This is a genomic window from Azoarcus sp. CIB (genome assembly GCF_001190925.1).
Classification (GTDB): Bacteria; Pseudomonadota; Gammaproteobacteria; order Burkholderiales; family Rhodocyclaceae; genus Aromatoleum.
This window is the reverse complement of record NZ_CP011072.1, coordinates 2,910,498-2,935,739: the sequence shown is the minus strand read 5'-3', so window position 1 is coordinate 2,935,739 and position 25,242 is coordinate 2,910,498. Positions and strand designations below refer to the sequence as shown.

At 63.2% G+C, this 25,242-nt stretch carries 23 protein-coding genes and 3 tRNA genes; 18 read left to right on the top strand and 8 right to left on the bottom strand.

Annotated features, from left to right (window positions below; translation table 11 throughout):
* Positions 1 to 31: 31 nt before the first annotated feature.
* The 8 genes from rluB to pnp all read left to right on the top strand — a co-directional run bounded on the left by rluB (position 32) and on the right by pnp (position 9,783).
* Complete coding sequence (rluB, locus tag AzCIB_RS12980; protein WP_232299218.1) at positions 32 to 919, top strand: 23S rRNA pseudouridine(2605) synthase RluB; 888 nt, start codon at positions 32 to 34, stop codon at positions 917 to 919.
* A gap of 158 nt (positions 920 to 1,077) precedes the next feature.
* A complete protein-coding gene (rimP, locus tag AzCIB_RS12975; protein ID WP_050418362.1) occupies positions 1,078 to 1,506 on the top strand; it encodes a ribosome maturation factor RimP in 429 nt (142 codons plus the stop codon).
* Positions 1,507 to 1,529: 23 nt separating this feature from the next.
* Entirely contained in the window at positions 1,530 to 3,005 is a 1,476-nt protein-coding gene (gene nusA, locus AzCIB_RS12970; RefSeq protein ID WP_050416277.1) for a transcription termination factor NusA, read from the top strand.
* Positions 3,006 to 3,021: 16 nt separating this feature from the next.
* A complete protein-coding gene (infB, locus tag AzCIB_RS12965) occupies positions 3,022 to 5,841 on the top strand; it encodes a translation initiation factor IF-2 (protein ID WP_050416276.1) in 2,820 nt (939 codons plus the stop codon).
* A 3-nt stretch (positions 5,842 to 5,844) separates the two neighbouring features.
* A complete protein-coding gene (rbfA, locus tag AzCIB_RS12960; RefSeq protein ID WP_050416275.1) occupies positions 5,845 to 6,228 on the top strand; it encodes a 30S ribosome-binding factor RbfA in 384 nt (127 codons plus the stop codon).
* Between the two features lie 6 nt (positions 6,229 to 6,234).
* Positions 6,235 to 7,164, top strand: coding sequence for a tRNA pseudouridine(55) synthase TruB (truB, locus tag AzCIB_RS12955; RefSeq protein WP_050416274.1), 930 nt, complete (start codon positions 6,235 to 6,237; stop codon positions 7,162 to 7,164).
* Positions 7,165 to 7,244: 80 nt separating this feature from the next.
* Entirely contained in the window at positions 7,245 to 7,514 is a 270-nt protein-coding gene (gene rpsO / locus AzCIB_RS12950; protein WP_050416273.1) for a 30S ribosomal protein S15, read from the top strand.
* A gap of 169 nt (positions 7,515 to 7,683) precedes the next feature.
* On the top strand, positions 7,684 to 9,783 hold the full coding sequence (pnp, locus tag AzCIB_RS12945) for a polyribonucleotide nucleotidyltransferase (protein WP_050416272.1): 2,100 nt from the start codon (positions 7,684 to 7,686) through the stop codon (positions 9,781 to 9,783).
* 90 nt (positions 9,784 to 9,873) lie between these two features.
* Here pnp and dksA read toward each other — a convergent pair whose 3' ends face one another.
* Positions 9,874 to 10,299: an RNA polymerase-binding protein DksA gene (gene dksA / locus AzCIB_RS12940; RefSeq protein WP_050416271.1), complete on the bottom strand. Its 426-nt coding sequence runs from the start codon at positions 10,297 to 10,299 to the stop codon at positions 9,874 to 9,876.
* A gap of 171 nt (positions 10,300 to 10,470) precedes the next feature.
* On the opposite strand from dksA, the gene AzCIB_RS12935 reads away from it, so the two are divergent.
* The 3 genes from AzCIB_RS12935 (at position 10,471) to AzCIB_RS12925 (ending at position 10,764) form a co-directional block, all read left to right on the top strand.
* A tRNA-Pro gene (locus AzCIB_RS12935) sits at positions 10,471 to 10,547 on the top strand.
* A 23-nt stretch (positions 10,548 to 10,570) separates the two neighbouring features.
* Positions 10,571 to 10,647 (top strand) — tRNA-Arg (locus AzCIB_RS12930).
* 41 nt (positions 10,648 to 10,688) lie between these two features.
* A tRNA-His gene (locus AzCIB_RS12925) sits at positions 10,689 to 10,764 on the top strand.
* A 74-nt stretch (positions 10,765 to 10,838) separates the two neighbouring features.
* Here the strand turns inward: AzCIB_RS12925 and AzCIB_RS12920 are convergent.
* The 6 genes from AzCIB_RS12920 to AzCIB_RS12900 all read right to left on the bottom strand — a co-directional run bounded on the left by AzCIB_RS12920 (position 10,839) and on the right by AzCIB_RS12900 (position 14,967).
* Positions 10,839 to 11,852, bottom strand: coding sequence for a tyrosine-type recombinase/integrase (locus AzCIB_RS12920; RefSeq protein ID WP_050416270.1), 1,014 nt, complete (start codon positions 11,850 to 11,852; stop codon positions 10,839 to 10,841).
* The gene (locus AzCIB_RS23845) at positions 11,852 to 12,061 is read right to left on the bottom strand and encodes a DUF4224 domain-containing protein (RefSeq protein WP_083447017.1); all 210 of its coding nucleotides are present in this window, start codon (positions 12,059 to 12,061) and stop codon (positions 11,852 to 11,854) included. The genes AzCIB_RS12920 and AzCIB_RS23845 overlap by 1 nt, the downstream gene beginning before the upstream one ends.
* 59 nt (positions 12,062 to 12,120) lie before the next feature.
* Positions 12,121 to 12,381 carry a hypothetical protein gene (locus tag AzCIB_RS12915; protein WP_050416269.1) on the bottom strand — a complete coding sequence of 87 codons (261 nt, stop codon included), beginning with the start codon at positions 12,379 to 12,381 and terminating at the stop codon, positions 12,121 to 12,123.
* Positions 12,378 to 12,947: a hypothetical protein gene (locus tag AzCIB_RS12910; protein ID WP_050416268.1), complete on the bottom strand. Its 570-nt coding sequence runs from the start codon at positions 12,945 to 12,947 to the stop codon at positions 12,378 to 12,380. The genes AzCIB_RS12915 and AzCIB_RS12910 overlap by 4 nt, the downstream gene beginning before the upstream one ends.
* 672 nt (positions 12,948 to 13,619) lie before the next feature.
* Positions 13,620 to 14,501, bottom strand: a complete 882-nt coding sequence (locus AzCIB_RS12905) for a DNA-binding protein (RefSeq protein WP_050416267.1) — start codon at positions 14,499 to 14,501, stop codon at positions 13,620 to 13,622.
* Positions 14,502 to 14,646: 145 nt separating this feature from the next.
* The gene (locus AzCIB_RS12900; protein ID WP_050416266.1) at positions 14,647 to 14,967 is read right to left on the bottom strand and encodes a hypothetical protein; all 321 of its coding nucleotides are present in this window, start codon (positions 14,965 to 14,967) and stop codon (positions 14,647 to 14,649) included.
* Positions 14,968 to 15,630: 663 nt separating this feature from the next.
* Between AzCIB_RS12900 and AzCIB_RS12895 the strand changes: the two genes are divergently transcribed.
* From AzCIB_RS12895 to AzCIB_RS12865, 7 genes are all read left to right on the top strand, one after another.
* Entirely contained in the window at positions 15,631 to 16,137 is a 507-nt protein-coding gene (locus AzCIB_RS12895; protein ID WP_050416265.1) for a DUF3577 domain-containing protein, read from the top strand.
* 343 nt (positions 16,138 to 16,480) lie between these two features.
* Entirely contained in the window at positions 16,481 to 17,128 is a 648-nt protein-coding gene (locus tag AzCIB_RS12890; protein WP_050416264.1) for a DUF3275 family protein, read from the top strand.
* Positions 17,129 to 17,642: 514 nt separating this feature from the next.
* Entirely contained in the window at positions 17,643 to 18,740 is a 1,098-nt protein-coding gene (locus AzCIB_RS12885; RefSeq protein ID WP_050416263.1) for a DUF6094 domain-containing protein, read from the top strand.
* 174 nt (positions 18,741 to 18,914) lie between these two features.
* Complete coding sequence (locus AzCIB_RS12880) at positions 18,915 to 19,538, top strand: hypothetical protein (protein ID WP_050416262.1); 624 nt, start codon at positions 18,915 to 18,917, stop codon at positions 19,536 to 19,538.
* A gap of 610 nt (positions 19,539 to 20,148) precedes the next feature.
* On the top strand, positions 20,149 to 20,274 hold the full coding sequence (locus AzCIB_RS24895) for a hypothetical protein (protein ID WP_286130862.1): 126 nt from the start codon (positions 20,149 to 20,151) through the stop codon (positions 20,272 to 20,274).
* Between the two features lie 15 nt (positions 20,275 to 20,289).
* Complete coding sequence (locus AzCIB_RS24460) at positions 20,290 to 21,255, top strand: aliphatic sulfonate ABC transporter substrate-binding protein (protein ID WP_050416260.1); 966 nt, start codon at positions 20,290 to 20,292, stop codon at positions 21,253 to 21,255.
* Positions 21,256 to 21,375: 120 nt separating this feature from the next.
* Positions 21,376 to 23,661, top strand: a complete 2,286-nt coding sequence (locus AzCIB_RS12865) for a DEAD/DEAH box helicase (RefSeq protein ID WP_050416259.1) — start codon at positions 21,376 to 21,378, stop codon at positions 23,659 to 23,661.
* 516 nt (positions 23,662 to 24,177) lie between these two features.
* Here the strand turns inward: AzCIB_RS12865 and AzCIB_RS12860 are convergent.
* Positions 24,178 to 25,236: a PDDEXK nuclease domain-containing protein gene (locus AzCIB_RS12860; RefSeq protein WP_050416258.1), complete on the bottom strand. Its 1,059-nt coding sequence runs from the start codon at positions 25,234 to 25,236 to the stop codon at positions 24,178 to 24,180.
* Positions 25,237 to 25,242 lie beyond the last annotated feature (6 nt).

Below are 25,242 nucleotides of genomic sequence, written 5' to 3'. Positions count from 1 at the left end.
GCGCGGCGCCCGTCTGCCCGACGCTGTCGGAATGCCCGCGGAGCAGCAGCGCGAACATCCGCCCCGGCGGGGGCAGGCTGCGGGGCGTGGAGCGCCGCGGGAAGAGCACGAACCGGAACGGCTGCAGAAAGTCCTCGCCCGGCTGGGGGTCGGCTCGCGGCGCGAGATCGAGGAATGGGTCGTCGCCGGGCGCATCACCGTCAATGGCGAACCTGCGGAACTGGGCCAGAAGATCGGTCCCGGGGACCGCGTCAAGGTCAATGGCAGACTCGTTTCCGTGAGGTTCACCACGCGTGCGCCGCGCGTGCTGATCTACCACAAGCCCGAAGGCGAGATCGTTTCGCGCGAAGATCCGGACGGGCGGCCGACTGTCTTCGAACGCCTGCCGCTGCTGCGCAAGGGGCGCTGGATCGCCGTCGGCCGGCTCGATTTCAACACCTCCGGCCTGCTGCTGTTCACCAACGATGGCTCACTCGCCAACCGTCTCATGCATCCGCGTTACGAATTGGAGCGCGAATATGCGGTACGCCTGCTCGGCGAACTCACCGACGAGCAGATCGAGTCGCTCAAGGCCGGCATACAGCTCGAGGACGGGCTTGCCCGCTTCACGGAACTGACCAACCAGGGCGGAGAGGGCGCCAACCACTGGTACAAGGTCACACTGTCCGAAGGGCGCAATCGCGAGGTGCGGCGCATGTTCGAGGCAGTCGGACTGACGGTCAGCCGCCTGATGCGCGTGCGCTACGGGCCGGTGACGCTGTCGCCCCGGCTCAAGCGCGGCATGTGGATGGAAATGCCCGAGGAAGAAGTGTACAAGCTCACCGGAGTCCCGCAGCCGCAGCGCCAGGTTTCGGCACGAACCGCCGAGAAGGAGCGCCAGGTGCGGCTGCACCGCACCACGCCACGCGGGCGTGCCTGACTGAGAGGCGGGTCGCGTGGCCTGCTTCGCAATTGCCTGTTTTCAATGGGGCTGTTATAATTGCAAAGCTTTGATACCGGCTTCGTGCCGGCATCGTTTTGTGGGTTGGAATCAACAAAGATGGGCGTTATGCCCATTTTTTATTTGTGGGCGTGGAAATGGACGTCGAACGTCTGGTCGAGCAGGTGGTCACCGGCCTCGGTTTCGAACTGGTGGATTTCGAGACTTCCCCAAAGGGGCGGTTGATGCGCGTGTTCATCGATATCGAGCGCGGTGTGGATGTCGATGACTGCGCAACGGTCAGCAACCAGTTGACGCGCGTTTTCGAAGTCGAGAACGTGGACTACGACCGCCTCGAGGTTTCCTCGCCCGGCCTCGACCGGCCGCTCAAGAAGGTAGCCGACTTCGAGCGCTTCGTCGGTAGCGACGTGCAGGTTCGCCTGCGCATGCCGATCGGCAATCAACGGAATTTCGCCGGCGTGCTCACGGGCTTTGCCGAAGGTGTGGTGCATCTGAGCACCGAGAAGGGCGAAGTCGCCCTTCCCTTCGAAGAAGTCGAGAAGGCGCGTCTCGTGCCCAGATTTTGAATTCGAGTTGGAGATTTTGATTAATGAGCCGCGAGATTTTGCTGCTTGTCGATGCGCTGGCGCGCGAAAAGAATGTAGCCAAGGACATCGTGTTCGGTGCCCTGGAAACGGCGCTCGCCTCCGCGACGAAAAAACGCATCAATGACGAAGCCGATGTGCGCGTGACGATCGACCGCGAGACCGGTGATTACGAATCCTTTCGCCGCTGGGTCGTGCTGCCGGACGAAGAGGTCGTCAACGACGAGGCCGAGATGGGCATCATCGATGCCCGCGAAGTCGAGTCCGGCATCCAGGTCGGCGAATACATCGAGGAGCCGCTCGAGGCGATCGATTTCGGTCGTATCGGTGCCCAGGCGGCCAAGCAGGTGATCCTGCAGCGCATTCGCGACGCCGAGCGCGAGCAGGTGCTCAACGACTTCCTCGATCGCAAGGAACATCTCGTTTCAGGCACTATCAAGCGCATGGAGCGCGGCAACGCGATCATCGAAGTGGGTCGCCTCGAAGCCATGATTCCGCGTGATCAGATGATCCCGCGCGAGAACCTGCGCGTCGGCGACCGCGTCAAGGCTTTCCTGCTGCGCATCGACCGTGGAGCTCGTGGCCCCCAGTTGATCCTGTCGCGCACGGCTGCGGAATTTCTCGGCAAGCTGTTCGAACTCGAAGTGCCGGAAATCGAGGATGGCCTCCTTGCAATCAAGGCTTGTGCCCGTGACCCCGGCCTGCGTGCGAAAATCGCCGTGCAGTCGAACGACGCGCGCATCGATCCGATCGGCACCTGCGTCGGTCTGCGCGGCTCGCGCGTCACCGCGGTGCGCAACGAGATTGCAGGCGAGCAGATCGACATCATCGTGTGGTCGCAGGATCCCGCCCAGTTCGTGATCTCCGCGCTGCAGCCGGCGGAGGTCGTGTCCATCGTCGTGGATGAGGACAGCCACAGCATGGACGTCGTCGTCGACGACAATAATCTCGCGATCGCGATCGGTCGCAACGGCCAGAACGTCAAGCTCGCGTCCGAGCTCACGGGCTGGACGATCAACCTGATGAGCGAAGAGGAGTCTGCGCAGAAGTCCGGGCAGGAGCGCCAGAGCCTGCGCCAGCTCTTCATGGACAAGCTCGATGTCGACGAGGAACTCGCCGACATCCTGATCGACGAAGGTTTTTCGTCGCTTGAGGAAATTGCGTACGTGCCGCTCGCCGAAATGCTCGAAATCGAAGCCTTCGATGAAGAGACGGTCAATGAGCTGCGCAACCGTGCGCGCAACGTCCTGCTTACCGAGGCCATCGTGACCGAGGAGCAGCTGGAAAATGTTTCCGACGATCTGATCAATCTCGACGGGATGGACAAGCCGCTCGCTGCCAAGCTGGCCGAGCATGGCGTACGCACCCGCGACGATCTGGCCGATCTCGCAGTCGATGAGCTGGTCGAAATCGCCGGAATCGAACAAGAACGTGCCAGCACGCTGATTTCGATCGCGCGCGCGCATTGGTTCGAAGAATGAGGGGGGACACTGACTGATGGAACAAATGAGCGTAAACCAGTTCGCCGGCGAACTAAGAATGCCGGCAGCGGTACTGCTCGAGCAGTTGCAGAAAGCCGGTGTTGAGAAGACCAGCCCCGACCAGTTGCTGACCGAGCATGACAAGGCGCGGTTGCTCGAGTATCTGCGTCGTTCGCACGGTGACAGCCAGCCCAAGGGCAAGATCACGCTGACCCGCAAGGAGACGTCCGAGATCCGCGCAACCGACTCGTCCGGTCGCGCCCGTACCGTTCAGGTCGAGGTGCGCAAGAAGCGTGTGTTCGTCAAGCGCGACGAGATCGGTGGAGAGTCCGGTGCCGGCGAGATGCCCTCAGTCGAGGAAACGCTGGCTGCCGCAATCGAAGCGGTCGTCGAGCCCGTGGCTGAAGCCGTTCCCGAGGCTCCCGCGGTAGAGATCCCGGCCGTCGTCGAGGTAGAGCCGGAGCCGGTCGTCGAATCCATTCCGGAGCCAGAACCCCAGCCTGAGCCCGAGCCCGAACCCGAACCGGTCATCGAAGCCGCCGCCGAGGAGCCCGCCGCCGAAGCGGTCGAAGATGCACCCTCGGCGCCGGCGTCCGCGCAGCGTCAGCGGGTCTCCATTCTCAGCGACGAAGAGCGTGCCTCCCGCGAACGCGAAGCCCGCAGGCACGAGGAATTGCGCTCGCGCCAGATGGCCGATCTGAAGGCCAAGCAGGAGCGCGAAGCCGCGGCGCGAGCGGCCGCCGAGTCCCGCCGCGCTGAAGAAGAAGCGCGCGTCCGGGCGGAAGCCGAGAAGCGCGCGGAAGCAGCCAAGCCCGAAATCCGTGAGGCCGCCAAGGCGCCCTCCGGTACGCTGCACCGTCCGGCCAAGAGCGAGGACAAGTCGGTCGGCAAGGACGCCAAGCGTGGTGCGCGGGGTGGCGTTGCGGAAGCTGGCGCAGGCGACAGCGCAAAACGTCGCGGCCTGAAGACCCGCGGTGAAGTCGGTGCCACGACCGGTTCGTGGCGCGGCGCTCGCGGCGGCGGCCGGGGCCGGGGGCAGCAGGATGATCACAAGGCCTTCCAGATGCCGACCGAGCCGGTGGTGCGCGAAATCCACGTGCCCGAAACCATCACCGTGGCCGATCTCGCCCACAAGATGGCGGTGAAGGCTGCCGAAGTGATCAAGGCCCTGATGAAGATGGGCTCGATGGTCACCATCAACCAGGTGCTGGATCAGGAAACCGCGATGATCCTGGTCGAGGAGATGGGCCATAAGGCGTTCGCCGCAAAGCTCGACGACCCGGATGCCTTCCTTGAGGATACTGCCACCCAGGCCGATGCCACGGTGGAATCGCGTGCGCCGGTCGTGACCGTCATGGGCCACGTCGACCACGGCAAGACCTCGCTGCTCGACTACATCCGGCGCGCGAAGGTCGCCTCGGGTGAAGCCGGAGGCATTACGCAGCACATCGGCGCATATCACGTCGAGACGCCGCGCGGCATGCTCACCTTCCTCGATACCCCGGGTCACGAGGCATTTACCGCCATGCGTGCCCGAGGCGCGAAGGCGACCGATATCGTCATCCTGGTGGTCGCTGCCGACGACGGCGTGATGCCCCAGACGCGGGAGGCGATCCATCACGCGAAGGCCGCGGGGGTGCCGATCGTCGTTGCGGTGAACAAGATCGACAAGCACGAAGCCAACCCGGATCGCGTCAAGCAGGAACTGATCGTCGAGGGGGTTGTGCCCGAGGAATACGGCGGCGAGGTCATGTTCATCAACGTCTCGGCGAAGACCGGCGTGGGGATCGACAACCTGCTCGAATCCATTCTGCTGCAGGCCGAGGTGCTCGAGCTGACGGCGCCCGTCGATACGCCGGCCAAGGGCCTCATCATCGAGGCGCGCCTTGACAAGGGGCGTGGCCCGGTCGCGTCGCTGCTGGTCCAGTCCGGCACCCTGCGCAAAGGCGACGTCATGCTGGTGGGCGCCACTTTTGGCCGCATCCGCGCGATGCTGGACGAGAACGGCAAGGCGATCGACGAGGCGGGCCCGTCCATTCCGGTCGAGATCCTCGGTCTTTCGGATGTGCCGGCTGCCGGCGACGAGGCGATCGTCCTCGCCGACGAGAAGAAGGCGCGCGAAATCGCATTGTTCCGCCAAGGCAAGTTCCGTGAGGTGAAGCTGGCCAAGCAGCAGGCGGCCAAGCTCGAGAGCATGTTCGAACAGATGGCCGAGGGCGAGGTCAAGTCCCTGCCGCTCATCATCAAGGCCGACGTGCAAGGTTCGCAGGAAGCCCTCGTGCAGTCGCTCAACAAGCTGTCCACGGACGAGGTCCGCGTCAATGCGATCCACTCCGCGGTCGGCGCGATCTCCGAGTCCGACGTCAACCTGGCGCAGGCTTCGGGCGCGGTCATCATCGGCTTCAATACGCGTGCCGATGCCGGTGCACGCAAGTTGGCCGAAACGTTCGGCGTGGACATCCGCTACTACAACATCATCTACGATGCCGTGGATGACGTCAGGGCCGCGCTGTCGGGTCTGCTGTCGCCGGAAAGGCGCGAGAATCAGCTGGGCCTCGTCGAAGTCCGCCAAGTGTTCCGCGTTCCCAAGATCGGCACTGTCGCGGGCTGCTACGTGCTCGAGGGCAACGTCAAGCGTGGTGCGCAGATCCGCGTGCTGCGTGGCAACGTCGTCGTCCACACGGGCGAGTTGGAATCGCTCAAGCGCTTCAAGGACGACGTCAAGGAGGTCAAGTTCGGCTTCGAATGCGGCTTGTCGGTGAAGAATTACAACGATGTCCAGGAAGGCGATCAGCTCGAAGTGTTCGAAATCCAGGAAATCGCCCGGACGCTTTAAGAGATGCCCAAGGAGTATTCCCGCAGCCAGCGCGTGGCGGAGCAGGTCCGCCGCGAACTGGCCGAGCTGATCCGGCTGGAAGTGAAGGATCCCCGTGTGGGGTTCATCACGTTGACCGATGTTGAGATCACCCCCGATTACGCGCACGCCAAGGTGTTCTTCACCTCGATGCGCGGCGAGGAGGGGCTCGACGAAATTCTCACCGGACTGCGCCGCGCGAGCGGCTTCCTGCGCCGGGAGCTCGGAAAGCGTGTGCGCATCCACACGCTGCCCGAACTGCATTTCCATTACGACCCGTCCGTCGAGCGCGGCAGCCGCATGTCGCAACTGATCGACCAGGTGGTGCGCGAGGATGATGCGCGCCACAAGGACGAGCCGGAAAGCTGAGCAGTCTTGAAAGCGCAGAAACAATTCAGGCACCAGCGCCGCGTGCTGGACGGCGTCCTGCTGCTCGACAAGCCGCAGGGCATCACGTCAAACGCGGCGCTGCAGACGGCGCGCCGCCTGCTCAACGCGGCCAAGGCCGGGCACACCGGTACGCTCGATCCGATGGCGACGGGGCTGTTGCCGCTGACCTTCGGGGAGGCGACGAAGTTCTCGCAGATGCTCCTCGACGCCGACAAGGAATACGAGGCGACGGTTCATCTGGGCATCGAGACGGATACCGGTGATGCCGAAGGGCGTCCGATCGCCGAAGCGCCGGTGTCGGTCGCGGAAAACGGCGTCCGTACCGCGCTGGAGCGCCTAACCGGCGAGATCGAGCAGATCCCGCCGATGTACTCGGCACTCAAGCGCGACGGCAAGCCCCTGTACGAATATGCGCGCGCCGGCATCGAAGTCGAGCTGATGCCGCGCCGCGTCACGATTCACGCGCTTGAGTTGCTGGAATTCGGTGGGGAAACCTTTCGTATCCGGGTTGCATGCAGCAAGGGCACCTACATCCGGACGATTGCGATCGATCTCGGTCGGATTCTCGGTTGCGGGGCGCATCTCTCGGCGCTGCGACGCACGCGCATCGGCCCGTTCGCAGCCGGGTCGGGCACGGTGACGCTCGCAGAACTCGAAGCCGTGCCGGCTGACGACCGGGAACGCTTGCTCGCACCCGCCGATGCGCTGGTGTCGCACCTTCCCGAGGTCATGCTCTCCACCTTGCAGGCGGGCGGTTTGCTGCAGGGGCGTGCGTTGGTTTACGAGGGCCGCGAGCGGGGTCTTGTCAGAGTTTACGGCGAAGGGCGCTTTCTGGGCCTGGGGGAACTGGGCGATGACGGCCGCCTGTTGCCCAAACGCCTCGTTGCAACGGGTACGGCAGCACCGCAGTCTTGATAATCATTGAGTTTTTCATGGTGCGTTGGGTATAATCCCACGCTTCTGATTGGCAGAAAACGAAAAGAGTAAACACCCACATGGCTCTCGATACCGCATCCAAGGCGCAGATCGTCACGGACTTCCAGCGCGCACAAGGCGACACCGGTTCGCCGGAAGTGCAGGTCGCTCTGCTCACCGCCCGCATCAACGGGCTTACCGGCCACTTCAAGGCCAACGCGAAGGATCATCACTCGCGTCGCGGCCTGCTCAAGATGGTTAGTCAGCGTCGCAAGCTGCTCGACTACCTGAAGGGCACGAATGCCGACAGCTATCGCAGCCTGATCGAGCGTCTGGGCCTGCGCAAGTAAATCGCTGACCGTGTCGCGTCTGACAACGTCGCAAAAGACAAGGTAAGCGAACAAGCCGGTGCAGATCCCGCGGGGTCGCACCGGCTTTGTTTTTGCTGTTAGGGTTGCGTGACCGAGACAGCTTCGCAGTTGTAGTCTGCTGCTTACATTCACCTAAAGGATATCCAACTTGCCTACCGCCATTAAAAAAACATTCGCATACGGCGCGCATACCGTCACCATCGAGACCGGCGAGATTGCTCGTCAGGCAGGTGGTGCCGTCATCGTGGACATGGACGACACCGTGGTCCTCGCCACCGTCGTTGCCGCCAAGGAAGCCAAAACCGGGCAGGACTTCTTCCCCCTCACCGTCGACTACGTCGAGAAGTTCTACGCGGCCGGCCGCATTCCGGGCGGTTTCTTCAAGCGTGAAGGGCGTCCGACCGAGAAGGAAACGCTGACCAGCCGCCTGATCGATCGCCCGATCCGCCCGCTGTTCCCGGACGGCTTCTACAATGAAGTCCAGGTTATCGTCACGGTGCTGTCGCTCAACCCGGAAATCGATTCCGACATTCCGGCGATGATCGGCGCATCCGCCGCGCTGGCAATCTCGGGCGTGCCGTTCAACGGCCCGATCGGGGCCTGCCGCGTCGGTTATGCCAACGGCGAGTACATCCTCAACCCGACTGTCGAGCAGCTCAAGACCAGCCAGCTGAACCTCGTCGTTGCCGGTACCGAGGCGGCGGTTCTGATGGTCGAATCCGAGGCGCAGGAACTCTCGGAAGAAGTGATGCTCGGTTCGGTGGTGTTCGGCCACCAGCAGATGCAGGCGGCGATCCGCGCGATCAACGAACTCGTCGAGGTCGCTGGCAAGCCCGAGTGGAACTGGCAGCCCCCCGCCAAGAACGAGGCGCTCATCAACCGCGTCAAGGAACTCGCGGGCGCCCAGCTCGAGGATGCGTTCCGCATCACCAGCAAGCAGGCCCGTACCGAGCGCGTGAACGAGATCCGCAAGAATACGATCGCTACGATCACCGCGGAGTTGGAAGCAGCGCCGACCGGTAACGAGCTCAAGGACATCTTCCATGAGCTCGAGGCAGGCATCGTGCGCAGCCGCATCCTGGCTGGCGAGCCGCGTATCGACGGCCGCGACACCCGCACCGTTCGCCCGATCGAGATCCGCGTTGGCGTGCTGCCCCGCACGCACGGTTCGGCGCTGTTCACTCGTGGCGAAACCCAGGCTCTCGTTGTCGCGACGCTGGGTACCGGGCGCGACGAACAGATCATCGACGCGATTGCGGGCGAATACCGCGAGAGCTTCATGCTGCACTATAACTTCCCGCCGTTCTCGACCGGCGAAACCGGCCGCATGGGCGTGACGAAGCGTCGCGAAGTCGGTCACGGCCGTCTGGCGAAGCGCGCGCTGATCGCGGCGCTGCCGGCACCCCAAGACTTCAGCTACACGGTCCGCGTCGTGTCGGAAATCACCGAGTCCAATGGCTCGAGCTCGATGGCTTCGGTGTGCGGCGGCTCGCTCGCGCTGATGGACGCCGGCGTGCCGATGAAGGAACACGTGGCCGGCATTGCGATGGGCCTGATCAAGGAAGGCAACCGTTTCGCCGTCCTGACCGACATCCTCGGCGACGAGGACCATCTTGGCGACATGGACTTCAAGGTCGCGGGCACCGAGAGGGGCGTCACGGCGCTGCAGATGGATATCAAGATCCAGGGCATCACGAAGGAAATCATGCAGGTTGCGCTCGCGCAGGCGGGCGAGGGCCGCATGCACATCCTCGGCATCATGAAGCAGTCGCTCGCCTCGCATCGCGGTGAAGTGTCGGAGTTCGCTCCGCGCATGATCACGATGAAGATTAACCCGGAGAAGATCCGCGACGTGATCGGCAAGGGCGGTGCGGTGATCCGTGCGCTGCAGGAGGAGACCGGCACGGTGATCGAGATCGAGGACGACGGCAGCTTGACCATCTCGTCGGTCAGCGCCGAAGGTGCTCAGCTCGCGAAGGAAAAGATCGACGCCATCACGGCCGAGGTCGAGGTTGGCAAGGTGTACAACGGTACCGTTATCCGCCTGCTCGATTTCGGCGCGATCGTGAACATCATGCCGGGTCGCGACGGACTGCTGCACGTGTCGCAGATCGCGAACGAGCGCGTCAACAACGTCGCCGACTACGTCAAGGAAGGTCAGGCCGTGCGCGTCAAAGTCCTCGAGACTGACGAGCGTGGCAAGATCCGCCTGAGCATGAAGGCGCTGTTGGATCAGCCGGCCGAATAATCCGGCCGGACCAAATGAAAAGGGACGCCACGGCGTCCCTTTTTTTATCCTGCGTCTGGCTGCTCGAAAGGCGCGCCGGAGGTGGCACTATTATTTTGCGACCTGGCGCTCGCGCATTTCCTCCAGGGTCTTGCAGTCGATGCACAGCGTCGCCGTGGGGCGCGCTTCCAGCCGCTTGAGGCCGATCTCCACGCCACAGCTGTCGCAATAGCCATATTCGCCGGCATTGATGCGGCCAATGGCCTCGTCGATCTTCTTGATCAGCTTGCGCTCGCGGTCGCGGTTGCGCAATTCAAGCGCAATGTCCGACTCCTGGCTGGCACGATCATTGGGGTCGGCGAATGCGGTGGCCTCGTCCTGCATTGTATGAACGGTGCGCTCGATATCGCCAGCCAGCTCCCGTTTTACCGATTCCAGCATGTCGCGGAAGTGGGCCATCTGCTTCTCGCTCATGTATTCCTCGCCCTTTTCGGGGACGTACGGCGGGAACTGTTTCTGCAGTGTATCGTCCGGCATGACTTCGACTTCCGGTTGGTAATTGAAAGAAGCGAACTAATATCAGAAACCGATCGAGCGGGCAAGAAAAGACGCAGCTCTCCGCCTTATTCGATGGTTTTTGGCGGGGATTGAATTTTTTCGATCTTACGTTTGACGCATCGGGAATGAGTGTGTATTATTCGCGGCTCTCGGGGTGTAGCGCAGTCCGGTAGCGCGCTTGCTTTGGGAGCAAGATGTCGGGGGTTCGAATCCCTCCACCCCGACCAGCTAACCCCGATGCCCGCGGGATCTGCCCGTAGCTCAACTGGATAGAGCACCGGCCTTCTAAGCCGGGGGTTACAGGTTCGATTCCTGTCGGGCAGGCCAGTAAAGGTTTTTGACTGTAGAATTTCTGCAGTCTGAAAGTGGCGGCATTAGCTCAGTTGGTAGAGCACTGGATTGTGGCTCCAGTTGTCACCGGTTCGATCCCGGTATGTCGCCCCAAAATCAAAGAGATACGGCACCCTTCGGGGTGCCGTTTTCAATACTCCCGCGTTTTTTCAAAACTCCCCGCTGATTTATTCCAGCGGAGTCGCTTTCTTTACCCTGCGCCGGTCATAGACCTTTTCGATCATTGCATCGGACGCATGGCCGGAAAGGGTGCGCGCATCCCGGCCCGCTTCCTTCAATTCTGTTACCGTCTTCGCGCGCAGGTCGTGGAAGTGGAACCGCTCGGCAAGGATCGGCGGCTCGCCGTTCGGTCCAGGCGCGGTGGCCTTGTCCATCGTTCGCTGCCACGCCGTCTTCCAGCCTTCGACCGTCATCGGCGATCCGTCGCGGCTCGTCACGAGCCGCGTGCTCGCAATGGGGCGTTCGAGGTCCTTCAGCGCATCGACCGCAGCACGTAGTGCAGGCGTCCAGCCGATGCAGATTTGCACCGGGCGACTCCGTGCGGTCTTGCCTTGCGTGATCAGGAGGCCCTCTGCGGTAATCGCATCGCGGCGTAGAGCAAGGAGATCGCCGCGGCGCTGTCCGGTGAGGCGCGCGAGATCCATCATTGCCGCGACGAGGGGAGGCGCAACCTTCTTCACGGCGTCGAATTCCACGTCGGTGACGTAGCGCGTGCGCGGCATTTCCTTGAACGGCTTCACCTCGCGCACTGGATTGTCGCGGCAATGGCCCCACATGATGGCGTGCCGCATGACGTCCTGCAGAAGGGAGCGTTCGCGATTGGCTCGCACCTTCGACTTCTGGCCGCGCACCTGCATGAAGTCCCACACGTCGGCTGGGGTGATGTCGGCGGGCTTCATCTGTCCGAACACCTTCGTCAGAGTGGAGGCTTCCAGTTTATTCCCCGCCTGCGTGCTCGCGGCCTTCTGCGGGACGACTTCGCGCAGGTATCGACCGATGACGCCCGACATCGTTTCCTTGGGGGCGTTCGTGTTCTCCAGCTCCGCCCACTTCGTGCGCGCGATCGACAGGTCGCGGCCGAGATTGATCCAGCCGCCCTTAGCGGCGTACCAATACGACCGCCCTTTGAGATACATGCGGGGCGGCAGGTTGAGATCAATTTTGCGCGGGCGTCCCATCATTACAGAATAGCTCCGAGATCGGGGCCTTGTCTGCGATGGGTAGATGCAGTTGAACCGCCCATGCGCTTCTCGACGATTGAGCGCAGGACTTTTGGATCGCCAGCTGCGTTCTCCTCGTATGGCCAGCCACGATCCGTGAGCCAACGCTTTTGCAGTGACGGCTTCTGGTAGCCGGTGAGGTTGCGGAGTTCGTCCTTGGTCAGGAACATGTCATGCCTCTTTTGACGCAGGCAGTAGCTTCGCCTCGGTCGCGTCCTCCAGCGCAGTCTTACCGCTTGGCGGCGTCTGCGACGGAGTATGGGTCGTCCTTGATCCGGCTACCTCCGGTGTTGTTTTCGCGCTGGAAGTCTTGACGAGAAGACCGGCAGGCATCGACTCGGCCGACATAGGCAATCTTCCCGAGCAGGCCGGTGATACACAGAGCGGTCATGGCGAAGCCGTCGGCTGCGCCCGTAAGACCGCCTAGCGTCAGGAAGGGGCAAGTCTCACTCACAGTGTCCGGAACGACACCGAAGGCATGCTGTTTCATGAGGCACTGTCCGCAGTAGGGAACGCTCTTCGGTCCTCCTGTGGTCGGAGCTCGTAGTAGCGATCGATGAATAGGTGCTTCGCCACGATAGGTGCTAGCGCCTGAATCGGCCGGGCCAGCGGTGAGGACTGTGTCGTACCGGTCCATGCGTCTTCATAGGGCGGATCGAGATCGCGTCGTTCGGTGGCGCGGAGTACGAGGTCCGCGTACTTGACCGATGGCGGCAGGTAGGGCGGGGCGCCGAGGTCGGCCAGAATGTCCGCGGTCGTCTGGCTCTCTGCATTGAGGCAGGCGGCGAGCAGTTTCCTGAGCGCATCTCCGGCGTGGAGGAGAAGCGCCGCCAGGGCGTCATCGGGCGGCACGATGGTGCTCGCTAGATAGTCGTGCTGCGCGACCGAATAGAAGGTGTGCGCACGGCCCGCGAAGCAGCACGTGCTCGCGAGGACGTGGGCGATGTCCTCGATGTTTACTTGGCCCGGTACTGTGTCTCCTCCAAGGTTCTGATCGGCACCGATCGGGCCGCCGGTTCGGCGCATGGCGTGCGCCGCCTGGGATTCATGTTTCATCTGTTTCTCCTTGCTGGCGTTCGTTGTCCGAATAGTCGATGCATGCCAAGGCCGGCCGACGGCGATTGCAGCGGTCGCAAGGCGGGGAATCAGGACGAGACGAAGTCAGAGCGGCGAAAAGCGCCGCTTGACGAGCAAGGAAATGAGCGATTGAGTCGCGCGAAGCGAGAGAGCGAGGCGTCCCCGCCACGTCTCAAGGCGTGCGCAGCGCTTTTGAGACGAGAGAAAAATACCGACACGATCGTCGTTTGGCAAGTCCCGGAATTACCCAAGACGGGATGCTGCCGCGGTGTCGCCCACCTTCGTGGCGCGATCCTTGATGTAAGTGGGTACCTGAAGGGCCTCAGGATAGGGAGGGCCGCAGGAGAGGCGCTCGGGGAGGGAGCCGGAAGGCGGGGGGTAGTACGAGAACATCGGTCTCTCTTCGAAAAATTACGGAGAGGCGTATCCCACCGAGATGGACATGAATCTTGAGGCTGACCCCGGACCCGAAGGTCGTTCCGGTTACAGGGGCTGACCGGACGCTGAATATATTCGTAGGCGCCATACGCCGGCTCGTCAAGGGGCCGCTTCACAATGTGTCGATTGCCAGGTCAGGTTCTCCGTCGACGGTTGCCGGCAAAGGAGTGGCCCCCGTGCGCACGACAACGTCAGCGTCGGCCGCTTGGACCTTTACGACGCGCCCGTTACGGTGCCTTGCGCGGTGAAGCCCTTGATGACATCCAGATGGCCGGCGTTCTGAGTGCGCAGCGCTTCCAGCTCGCCTGTCGCCTGAGCGAGGCGAGCGGCCAGGTCGCGGGACTCCTTGCGCATCTCCGACAGATCAGCCTCGAGGTTCGTGTTTCGCTGCTTTTGGTCCTGTAGCTGGCTGTCGAGGTTCGCCACTTCACGCGTGTGGCGGGCTTGGCTATCCGCCAGACGCTCGCTGAGGCCTGCGGCCTTCGCCTCTGCGATCGCGGCCAGACGTTCGGCATTGGTGCGAGCGTCGCGCTCGGCGTCTACCGCACTTCGTAGCCGCTCGTTGTCCTTTTCGAGGACGGGGATAGTGTCGAGTCGGACATGTGCCTTGGCTAACTCGGTGCGGGTGGCCTCGGCTGCGTGGCGCTCACGGGCGGCTTCGTCTCTTGCGGCGGAGAGATCGGTCTCCATCTGCTCGATTTTTCCGGCGAGCGCTGCCTTCTCTTCCTGAGACGTCTGCAGGGCGCTTTCCAGCGTCTCGATGTGGCCGCTCTGGCGCTCGTTCTCGGCGGCGAGCTCGTCGGCGGCCGCTTGCATGTCGGACAGTTTGGCGTCGAGGTCGGCCCGAGCCGTTGCCCGTTCCTGCGTCACGAAGTCGAGAATCGTCCGTTGCAGCGCAGGGGGGAGGGCTGAACCTGCTTCGATGGATGGCGGCTGGTTGCCTTCCCATCGTTGGAACAGCTTATGGATGGTGCCGAGGCTGCCGCTGCCGTGACGCTCGCGGATTTGGCGTGGGGTGGGCTTCCCGCCGGCGGCCTTGATCCCATCGGCGATGGCCGCCACCTGCGCGTACGTGATGCTGGCTTCCCGAGGCATATCGCGTCTCCAGTACGATACGTTACGTACGATAGGTTACGGTACGGTATGAATCAAGCGCCCATGACCCCGATCGAGGTGAGCCCGGTCAGCGGTGGGGTGGGGCGCTGCTTGTGGCCCTGGCGAGTCCGGTTTCGCAGACTTCTCATGTCGCTGGCGCCCCCCTTGGAGCTCGTCGGGCCGCAAGGTCAACGGGCATTCGAGCCACCGATTCGCCGCGGATTGACGGTCTTGGCATCGGCTTCAAGCTGTCGCACCCGACCCAGTCCTCCCAGACGGTCAGGAGTTCGCCGTCGATCTCGTCGGGTTCGAGGGCGTCGGGGGCTACTAATGAGTGGTCGATCCATCGTATTCGTAGCAGTGTTCCGGCGCGTTCGAGGATCTCGACCCATCCGTGCTCGCGGTGGATCGCCATCTCGCCCGGTCGCAGACGGGCCGGATGGGTGTTGATGTGCACGACGTTCATAACCCTTACCTCCATGCCCAGGGGAATGTCATGTGATTGCAGTGTGGATGGCGCCAAGTCGTGTGAAGCGCGGCAAGCGGAGGAGCACTATCGGGGAGAACAACTGGCGCGGCGGGCCTTCCAGACGTTGGGGGCGCCACAGCATGGGACCGCCGTAGGCACCAGCCCCCTGTCTGGGGCATCAAACACGCGCGGGCGGCATCAAATCCGGCGCATTAGCGTGCTGTTGCAGATGCGAGAGGTCGTGCAGCCGAGCAGGCTGGTCGCGATCGTATGCGAAGGGTTGCTGTCGGGCGGATGAGATCCGTCCCCTCGCGGGAATGTCGCTGATCAAGCGAAGAAATGCAAGGCGGTTTGGTCAGGCTGAAGGTGCGCTCGAGTCGTCGCGTCACTGTCCGGGCGCAACTCGGCTGGTGCTTGTTCCTGAGGCGGTGGCATGCTGCCATTGGCTCGATGGCGTTGCCCCGTTGACGGCGCGGGCACTTGGCGTAGAATCGTCACGAGTATTCGGCCATGCGGCCGTTGTACTGTGTCCGGTCAGCCCCTGTAACCGGAACGACCGTCAGGTCCGGGGTTTCGTTTGTATCACCCACCCGATCGGGAAGATTCACTTCCCGATCATGGGATGTGTGGTCTCCCGATTTTTTTCGTCTGGAGACTGTCATGTCCGAATCCACGCAAGTTGCTTCCAAGACCGCTCCCGAGAAGGAGCATTTCGACCTGCATACCAAGGGATGCGGCTATTTGGGCCGGGTCCGGTGGGTGAAGCCGCGCGGTGGTGGCCGTCGAGCCGAGCCCTTTCTCGCATGCGCAATCAACGCTGTTCACGGGTCCGTCACGGAACCGGCGTACACGTACTTTGACCTCAGAGTGGTCGGTGCCGAGTGTGCCGAGCTCGTTGAACGCTTCAAGCAGGATGTCCAGAACGACCGCAAGGTCTTTGTGTCATTCCGCGTGGGTGACATCTACCCACATCTCTACTATGCCGACGTCAAGGATTCCGAAACCGGTGCGCCCGGCAAGGAACCGCGAGTCATCATCAAGGGCCGGCTGCTACTGCTGACGCACGTCAAGGTGGACGGCCAAACGGTCTACGAACGCCCGAAGACAACGGATGTTCAGCCAGCGGCCGAAAGCGCTCACCTGGAGCGCACCGGCACCAGCGGGTGATCACCCAATCAGCCGTTCCAAGCTCGGAGCCTTTCGTGGGTTTCCACCCGTTTTGCACGTTTCGGCAAAAAACGTGCGTGGTGCGCCCAGTCAGCCCCTGTAACTGGGACGGCCGTCAGGCCTGGGGTCCTCGGTCGGGCCTTGCCTGTCCGCTTCGATCCCGTACCGGTCCGGAATACCGGTGCCTCTTTCAAAGCCGGGGCCACCAACCATGTTGGTGGCCCTCCTGTACCGCACGCACCGATGGTTCGACCCGTTCGGTGTCCGATTTTCAACCACCCATCGGGGGCGTTCGTCCCCCTCGGTGGGCGGGCCTCCGATACCGCATTCGGAGATCGAGATCGTGAGCATCACTGTCGAAGGCACGCTGAACATCAAGCGCATCAAGGGGGCCAATGGTCCGTTCTGTGTCGGCGATCTGCTGACCGATATCGGCGAGTTTCGTGTCAAGGACCCGATCCTCGATCAGTTCGAGGAAGGGAGCTACACGGGGCGCTATATCATTCAGCGCATCTTCCCCTGGTCCTATGCCAGCAACGGTCGGCTCGTGTTGGAGATCCGCGCCCGACTCGCCGATCTGCACGTTCAAAGCGGCACGGAAAGGAGTTTGCCCGAGGCCCCGATGGAACCCGATCCCGCTGACGAGGTCTTGGCGCAGACTGCGCGTCCGGGTGCTGGGAATGGCGAGTTGGAGGGAAGCGGTGCGCCCGAACGAGGACAGGAGGGCGCGGCTCCGCCGGCATTGCCCACCACGGATCCGGACGAATCGCCCGATCTCGCGCTCTTCGGCGACGAGCTCCACGGGCTGGTCGCGGCGCGCCAACCGGTGAAGCTCGATCCGACGATCGATGACCGCCGGCGCTTCCGGGAGCAGCGCAATCGGCTGAAGTCCGGACTCCAATACGGCTTTGTGCCGGAAGAGCAGGTCTGGTATCCGGAGGAATCCGATCGGTATCGGGCCTACCTGGCCGCGAAGGCGGACGCATCGTAGAACAATCCCCGCGGCCGACTCCGGCCGCCAGCCCGCGCGCGGGCTTTCCGAATCGGGTCAGTGCGTCAGGCTACGCGCGTGATTCGGAAAGCCTGCTAGGGCTCCATCGACAACTGGGCAGCAACACGCCCGATGTGTTGCGGCATTTGCGTCGGCGGTTTCCCCGCGCGCCCTTTCATCGGCGCCCACGCCTTCCACTGGGGTGCCTCGCATCCGAGCCACGGGGTCTCAGGGCAACGCGTCTTGAGGCCCGCGGGTGTGACGAAGGTATCGTTCAAATCCCATCCAAGCGGAACCAGCGGGTTCCCATCGTCGGCCTGCTGCAGGCAGACCGACGATGGAAATCCGTTTGCGGCCGTCCGGCTATCGGCCGGTGGCGCGTGTTGCCAGATTCATCAGCCTGTCAGTCCCTGCAACAGGACCGAGCATCTCGCTCCGGGACATCATCCACAACCAGCGGGTCGCGATCGGCCCGTCGAGGGTCAATGCGTCCCGCCGACTCCGAGGAGGTTCCATGGCCCTGATATTCCCGCGCCTGGCGCGCAATTTCGTGAAGAACGGCTACTACCCGACCGACCAAGCGACGCTCGAGCGGATTGTCGCCGCCCTCGATGTAGCAGGCAATGCGCTACGGATCCTGGATCCGTGCTGCGGCGAAGGCGCTGCGCTCCACCAAGTCAGGGAAGCGCTGACTGGATGCGGTGCCGCCGTTCAGGCATTCGGCGTCGAGTTCGATGCCGAGCGCGCCTGGCATGCGAAATCCGTCCTGGACCTTGCGATTCATGCCGACATCCAGGACGTCGTCGTAACACCCGGGTCCATTGGTCTCTTGTTTCTGAATCCGCCCTATGGCGACGCGGTGGCGGACCGGGCGCAGACCGGCGACAAAGGGCCGGACCGACTCGAGAAGATCTTCTTCCGGCGGACCTTTCAAACCCTTGCGTTCGGAGGCGTCCTCGTTCTCATCGTGCCCTACTACGTGCTCGACGCGGAGTTCGCAGGCCTTCTCGCGCGCAACTTCGAGCGCATTCGCTTCCACATGGCCCCGGAGCAGCAGTTCAAGCAGTGCGTGGTGTTCGGCGTTCGACGCCGTTCGGATCGGCCGGAATCGCGCACCGTGTCGGCGCTCATCGCTGCCGGTAAGGGCGAAGCATTCGATCAGGTATTGCCCGAGTGCTGGACCGACGAGCCGTACGCCGTTCCGGAGATTGCAGGTGGGGAGGGCCGCTTTCACGCGGTCCGCATCGACGCCGCCCAACTCGCGGCCGAGGTGGCGCGACTGCATGCGCATAGTCTCTGGCCGCTGTTCCGGACTCACTTCGGTGTTACGAAAGGCGCCCACCGTCCGCCCTTGACTGCAATGGGGCGGTGGCACCTGGCTTTGGCGCTGGCGGCCGGTCATGCTCACGGAATCGTGACCGCCGGCAACGGTCGCACCCTGTTGATCAAGGGCGACACGTACAAGGATAAGGTCCGCTCCGTCGAGCTTTCGGAGGGCCCGGATGGGACCGTCAGTGAAACCGTCATTCTTACCGATCGGTTCGTGCCCGTGATACGCGGGATCGACTTCACCCCAGGGCCCGGGTTCGGGTCCATCGTCACGATCCAATAGGGCAGGGCAAACGCACTGCATGTGGGTCTTGCGGAGCGCCGCTCCGCCTCGCATTGCTGGCCTCGGCGCCGGCGCTTTGACCACCACCACTGCAACCCGAACGGGCTCCCTCTTCGGGGGCGAGCTCGCCTTTGTGTTGTCTTCCAGGCATCTATCATTCTTTGGGAGAACGAGATGCGGCAGGAAATCGATATGTGGGTGCTCGTGCGACACCGTGACGTGTCCGCACTGTCGCGCGCGGGCCGCAACGGCTCGACGACGGATCGCGAGTGGCGGGCGGGCTGCCTTGAGTATCTTCAGACCACGCTGCTGTGCCACCCGGGTCCGCTCGCGCGGACGGAGGTCGTCTGGCCGCTGTTGTGCCGGGCGCCCGCCGAGGTGGAGACGTTCTGGTCGACCCTCCGAGTGCTTCGGGCCAACTTCAACCACGCGCTCGCAAGTACCCTGAATCGCTTGTGCGTACTGCTTCCCGAAGCGGGTGCCGACCAGATGGAGATCCAGATCGGGACCGATGGCGGAATCGATTGGCCGGAGGCCCTGTTTCCGATGGGCGCCGCGCTCCTCACGCACGTTGCGGAGCGACTGCAGGACACGCATGACTTCGACACTTCCGGCGAGGCCGTCCTCCACGTGCTGACCGACCTGGCGCGCCTTCTGTCAGACCATCTCACCGATCAGTCGCCGTTCTTCGATGCGATCGCGCGGTCGGTGCGTGTGCCGAGCGACAAGGTGCTGATGTCGGCGCTGGCGCAGGGCGAGTTGCTCTTGCTTCCGGTCCGGCGCATCAGCGATTCGTAGTTTCTCCTCGGGCGGCCGTGCTGCCGCGATTCCATTGTCCTCTCTCATCACCCGTCGGGTTGCACGCCCGGTGGGTGCGGCGACCGACGGGACATTCAGGAGCGCATCATGCACACATTGCGAAACTTCGACCGTGTGGCGGACGAGTACGAGCTTGCGCAACGTCAGCCACTTCGCGTCGCCTTAATGACGGCGGGTAACCCGGACCTCGGTCAGGACCCCGCGCAAACACTTCTCGGCGTCCGGAATCGCCTGGCGCCGGTGGCATCCCTTGGAGACGCGAGCCGTGTTGTCCGCCGCTTCATCGTCGAGCACCAAGTCGGCGGCGGTAATTGGGTGGGCGGACAAGTCCTCGACGGTTGCGGCCAGCAGGTCGCCTGCGTGAGTTACAACGGACGGGTGTGGCTACCCGCTCGCGGGGCAGTGCCTCAGCCAGTTTGCCAGACGTAGTTTTCCGGCGACGCCATCGCGTCGACGCCGCGCGCTGTCAGCCCCTGAAACAGCGACGGCCCTTCGGGGCCCGGGGCATTCGTCCTTCATCCACCCCCATCGGGAAGATCCGCTTCCCCGCTGGGGCGCGGCATCTCCCCATTTCATGAGGAGCTTTGCCATGGAAAACATCGATTTCACCAACCTCGAAGCCACGCTCGCGGGCGTGGACGCCAGGCGCTTGTCCCGCGTCCGGTTCGCCTCCCTACCCGAAAACCGATCGCCATGGGCGATTGGCGTCCAATGAAGGGAGGCACCCATCATGTTGTCGATCGAGGGTTTCTCCGATCTGTACGCGGATGCCTGCGTCCGCGGTGAAAATGGCGAACTGTTGCTGCTGTCCTTGTACGGACGCGACACCTCCGTGCTGCAGTTCATGTCCGCCTTCTCCGTGCCTTGCGATCAGGGCGGCCTGCTCCAGGCGGGGGAGGCCACCTTCACCCTGGCCGATGAGGGAGCGCGACACACGGTCTTCGTCCCGGAGCCGGAGCGGCTCCAGAAGTTCACAGGTCGTTTCCCTGACCGGAACCTATTCGGACCACTGACACACACGTGGCTCTACGACCCGGTTCTGGTGCAACTCGACCGGCCGGGGGGAGCCGCCTGGCTGGTGAGTGATGAGCGCGAGGTGCCGCGCTCCCAACTGTGGGCCCTGATCCGGGACCTCAGCCCGCTGCCGCTCCTCGATCACTGGCGCGATCCGCTGCTCGACGGTCTGGGCGATCGGCTCTGCATGCCACTGAGCCGCTTCAGGTATCCACCGCTCGGCAAGGTCGGCGGCATTCGCGTCACGCTGGAGGAGCGGTTCCAGGACATCGTTTCGATGGCCGTCAAGCAGGGTGTGTTGACGCTCGAGGCGGACGACCTGCCTGCTGACGCCGCGGGACAAATCCAGGCGATCGCCGAAGCATTGCCGCCCGCGCGGGCACTGTCCAAGCCCTTGTTCAAGCTCGGTCGCGTGGTGATGACGGCAGGGGTCGAGCGGCTCCTTGAGCGCTATCCGGATCTCGTCGACCGCTGCCTCGGCGCCTACCTACGAGGCGATTGGGGTGTGAGCTCCGAACCCGAGCAGAACGACGAGGCCGTGCGGTTGGGCGACAGCCGCATATTCGCCGCGTATCCGATCGACCCGGCGCGGCCGAGCGCAGGCTACGGCACCAATACGTTGTGGGTCATCACTGAAGCGGACCGCAGCGTCACGACCTTGCTGCTGCCCGAAGAGTACTGAGGCAAAAGCGTTCGGGGCGAATACGTCCGCCTTCGGCTATCGCCCCGTTCTTCCACATCAAACCCATGCGGGGACACGTACCCGCATGGGTTCGGTCTCCGCCTTCTCGAGGAGACCTCCATGCAACTCGCACATGCCGACTTCGCGTCGGCGCTCGTCCTTCCGGAAGCTGCCCAGCTGTCGCTGGCGGAGTTCGTCGACGACTTCGGCGCCAGCCTGCTGGACGCCGTTCGACGCCAGAATCCTCCCGTCTACGACGGCGCAGCCGATCCGCGGCGCGATGAGTTGATGGATCGGCTGCGCCGGAAGCCCTTTCCGGCGCAGCGCGATGCCGTCCAAGCCTTGACTCGCTTGCTGCTCGACACCGGCGACCCGGCGGCGATCCTCAATGCCGAGATGGGAACTGGCAAGACCATGATGGCGATCGCCGCGGCCGTCGTGATGCACGAGGCGGGCTTCCGCCGCACCCTTGTACTGTCTCCGCCTCACTTGGTGTACAAGTGGCGCAGGGAAATCATGCTGACCGTGCCGGATGCTCGAGTCTGGATACTCAACGGGCCGGATACCTTGCAGAAGCTGCTCACACTGCGCGCGATGCGCACGGTGCCCGCAGTGCCGGAGTTTTTCGTGCTTGGGCGCGTGCGGATGCGCATGGGCTTTCATTGGCGGCCCGCGTTCAACGTACGTAGGACGGTTTGTCGGGACGAGCTCGGCGCGCGCCACGTTGCCGCCTACGCCGCGTGTCCAGACTGCGGGCAATGGCTGACGGACAGGACCAACGACTCCGAGCTGCCAATGTCGGCGGCGCGGGCGAAGGTCGTGCTCGACGAGAATCGAAGCGCTTGCCCTCATTGCAGCGGGCGCCTGTGGACATTGACCCGCAAGGGCAAGCCGCAGCGCTCGCATCGCGAGCTCGTCATGGACGCTTTGCAGCAGCTGCCGACCATCGGCGTGAAGACCGCTGACAACCTGGTCCGACGATTTGGCGAGGAGATGCTCGGCGCCATGCTGGCGGACAACGTGCACGAGTTCATCAACCTGATGGACGAGGAGGGGGAGCTCGTCTTCTCCGACCGCCAGGCCGCACGCATGGAGCGCGCCATGGCCGCCATGGAGATCGGCTTCGGCCAGGGCGACTACCAGGCGACGGAATTCGTCAAACGGTACTTGCCCCAAGGCTACTTCGGGCTGCTGGTGGTCGACGAGGGGCATGAGTACAAGAACGCCGGAAGCGCACAGGGACAAGCTATGGGCGTCCTGGCCGCCAAGTGCAGCAAGACGCTGCTGCTGACCGGCACGCTGATGGGCGGCTACGCCGAGGATCTGTTCTATCTCCTCTGGCGTCTCAATCCGAGGGCGATGATCGACGACGGCTATCGCCCGAACGTGCGTCGCAGCCTGGGCCCGGCAGGAATGGCCTTCATGCGCGACCACGGTGTCGTGAAGGACATCTACCGGGAGGCCGAAAGCCGCTCCCATCGGACTGCGAAGGGCAAGACGATCAGCCATCGAACGGCCAAAGCCCCCGGCTTCGGCCCGAAGGGCATCATGCGGTACGTGCTGCCCTGCACGGTCTTCCTGAAGCTTAAGGACATCGGCGGCGACGTGCTGCCCCCGTATCGCGAGGTGTTCGAATCGGTGGCAATGACGGAGGACCAGCGCGAGGGCTACACGAAGCTCGCGACGGTCCTCACGGCCGAGTTGCGCCAGGCGCTGCGTTGCGGTGACGCGACGCTGCTCGGTGTGGTGCTCCAGGTGCTGCTGGCGTGGCCCGACTGCTGCTTCCGCGACGAACTCGTCAGGCATCCTCGAACTGGCGCCCAGCTTGCGTATCAGACCGCAGTCTTCGGCGACGGGGACGTGAGCCCGAAGGAAGCGGCGCTGATCGAACTTTGCCGTCATGAGAAGGGCAGGGGCCGCAAGGTGCTCGCGTACTCCATCTACACCGGGACCCGAGACACCACGAGTCGCCTCCGGGCCCAGCTCGAACGTGCCGGCTTCAAGGTGGCCGTGCTGCGCGCAAGCGTCGAAGCGGCCCGCCGCGAGGACTGGGTGGCCGACCAGGTCGAACGCGGCATCGACGTGCTCATCTCGAACCCGGAACTCGTGAAAACCGGGCTGGATCTGCTCGACTTTCCTACCATCGCCTACATGCAGTCGGGCTACAACTGCTATACCCTGCAGCAGGCCTCGCGCCGTTCATGGCGCATCGGGCAGCGGAACGACGTGGCCGTGCACTTCTTCGGATACGCGGAATCGGCGCAAATGGACTGTCTCACATTGATGGCGCAGAAGATCGCGGTGGCGCAATCGACGTCGGGCGACATGCCGGAGACGGGCCTCGACGTCCTCAATCAGACCGGCGACAGCATCGAGGTGGCGCTGGCCAAGAGGCTGGCGGTCTGAGGAAACCAGGGCGCGGGCGGAAGCCCTCGTCCTGGTTTCACCTCGCTCTCGCATCTTGCAACCGTTGGTACCCTCGACGGGACGGCTTCTCCCGCGTTGGCGTGAGGCGCTGACTAGGAACTGCCGCGGACGTCAGTGGACGGCTGTGCAGAGACCGCCGCGGACCACCTGCTGCCGCGGACGTTTCGGCAGCGCTGCCATTGGAGCGCTTGCTTCGCTCGAAAACCTTCCGGACAGTCGACGCGTGCAAGTCGGAGTTGACCTTGGGGATCTGGCTAGACTTCGACGGCAATGTACCGCTTACGTGCCATTGAATCGCTATCGGTATCTGCCAAATTCACCTCGGATCCCTCGCCTCCGTGAATACTCTCGGAGCCTCAAGTAACGTACATCTCGAGCAAGACTTCGCGCGCGCTGCATGATCTCGTCCCGGTATTGCCCCAACTCCTTCGGCTGCCGAGGAGCGGATGCTCGAAACCGCACTGCGCCTGGAAACCCTTGGCGGTGCGCTCTTGCTCATGCCAGCCCTTTTCCCGGAATGTTCTGTGCAGTGTCTTGGGCTTCGTCCAGGATCGCCCGCTCGCGTTCGATCTCGCAGCGCAGCTCTTCTTCACTGGGCAGGATCAGGCGATATTTGCTGGCGAACAACTGCTCGCTCTCGTGTAGCACCGAGTAGCGCACCACGGAGTGATCCTTGTACTCGCAGAGCAGGATGCCGACGGTCGGGTTGTCATCCGGGCCGCGTTTGAGCTCGTCGTACATGCGGACATACATATCCATCTGCCCGATGTCCTGATGCGTCAGCTCATGGGTTTTCAGGTCGATCAGCACAAAACACTTGAGCAGGTAGTTGTAGAACACCAGATCAATGTAGAAATCCTTGCTTTCGGTGCTGATGCGTTGCTGACGGGCGACAAAGGCAAAGCCCTTGCCCAGTTCCAGCAGGAAAGCCTGCAATTTATCCATCAAGGCCTGTTCCAGCGTCGACTCCAGCAGCTTGCCGCTACCCGGGAAGCCGAGGAATTCCAGCATCACCGGGTCACGGATGAATTCGCGCGGTGCTTGTTTCAGGGCTTGCAGCTTGGCATCGGCTTCGGCAGCCAGCGCCGGCTTGTCTTCGCTCAGCAGCAGGCGTTCGTAATACAAGGTGCCGATCTGGCGTTCCAAGGCGCGGGAACTCCAGTTTTGCGCGGCGGCTTCGTTCATGTACCACAGCCGGGCGTCGGCGCTCTCGACGCGCAATAGCGTGCGGTAGTGAGTCCAGCTCAATTCGTGACGCAGTGCGTCACACATCGGGAAGGCCTGATAAAACAGCCGCATGTAACGCAAATTCGAGGCATCAAAGCCTTTGCCAAATTCGCGGGTCAGGTTTTCCGCCAGACCGGACAGCAGCTTTTTGCCGTAGGCAGCACGATGCTCGCCGCCCTGTTCGAATTCGACGATGTGCCGGCCGATTTCCCAGCAGGTCTGCACCTGCACCATGTCCACAGCCCGCAAGGCACGTTGGCGGCCCTGTGCGATCAGCTCGCGCAGCGCGGCGAGCAGGGTTTGCGGGAGGCTGGGTTGATCGCTCATGCGGGT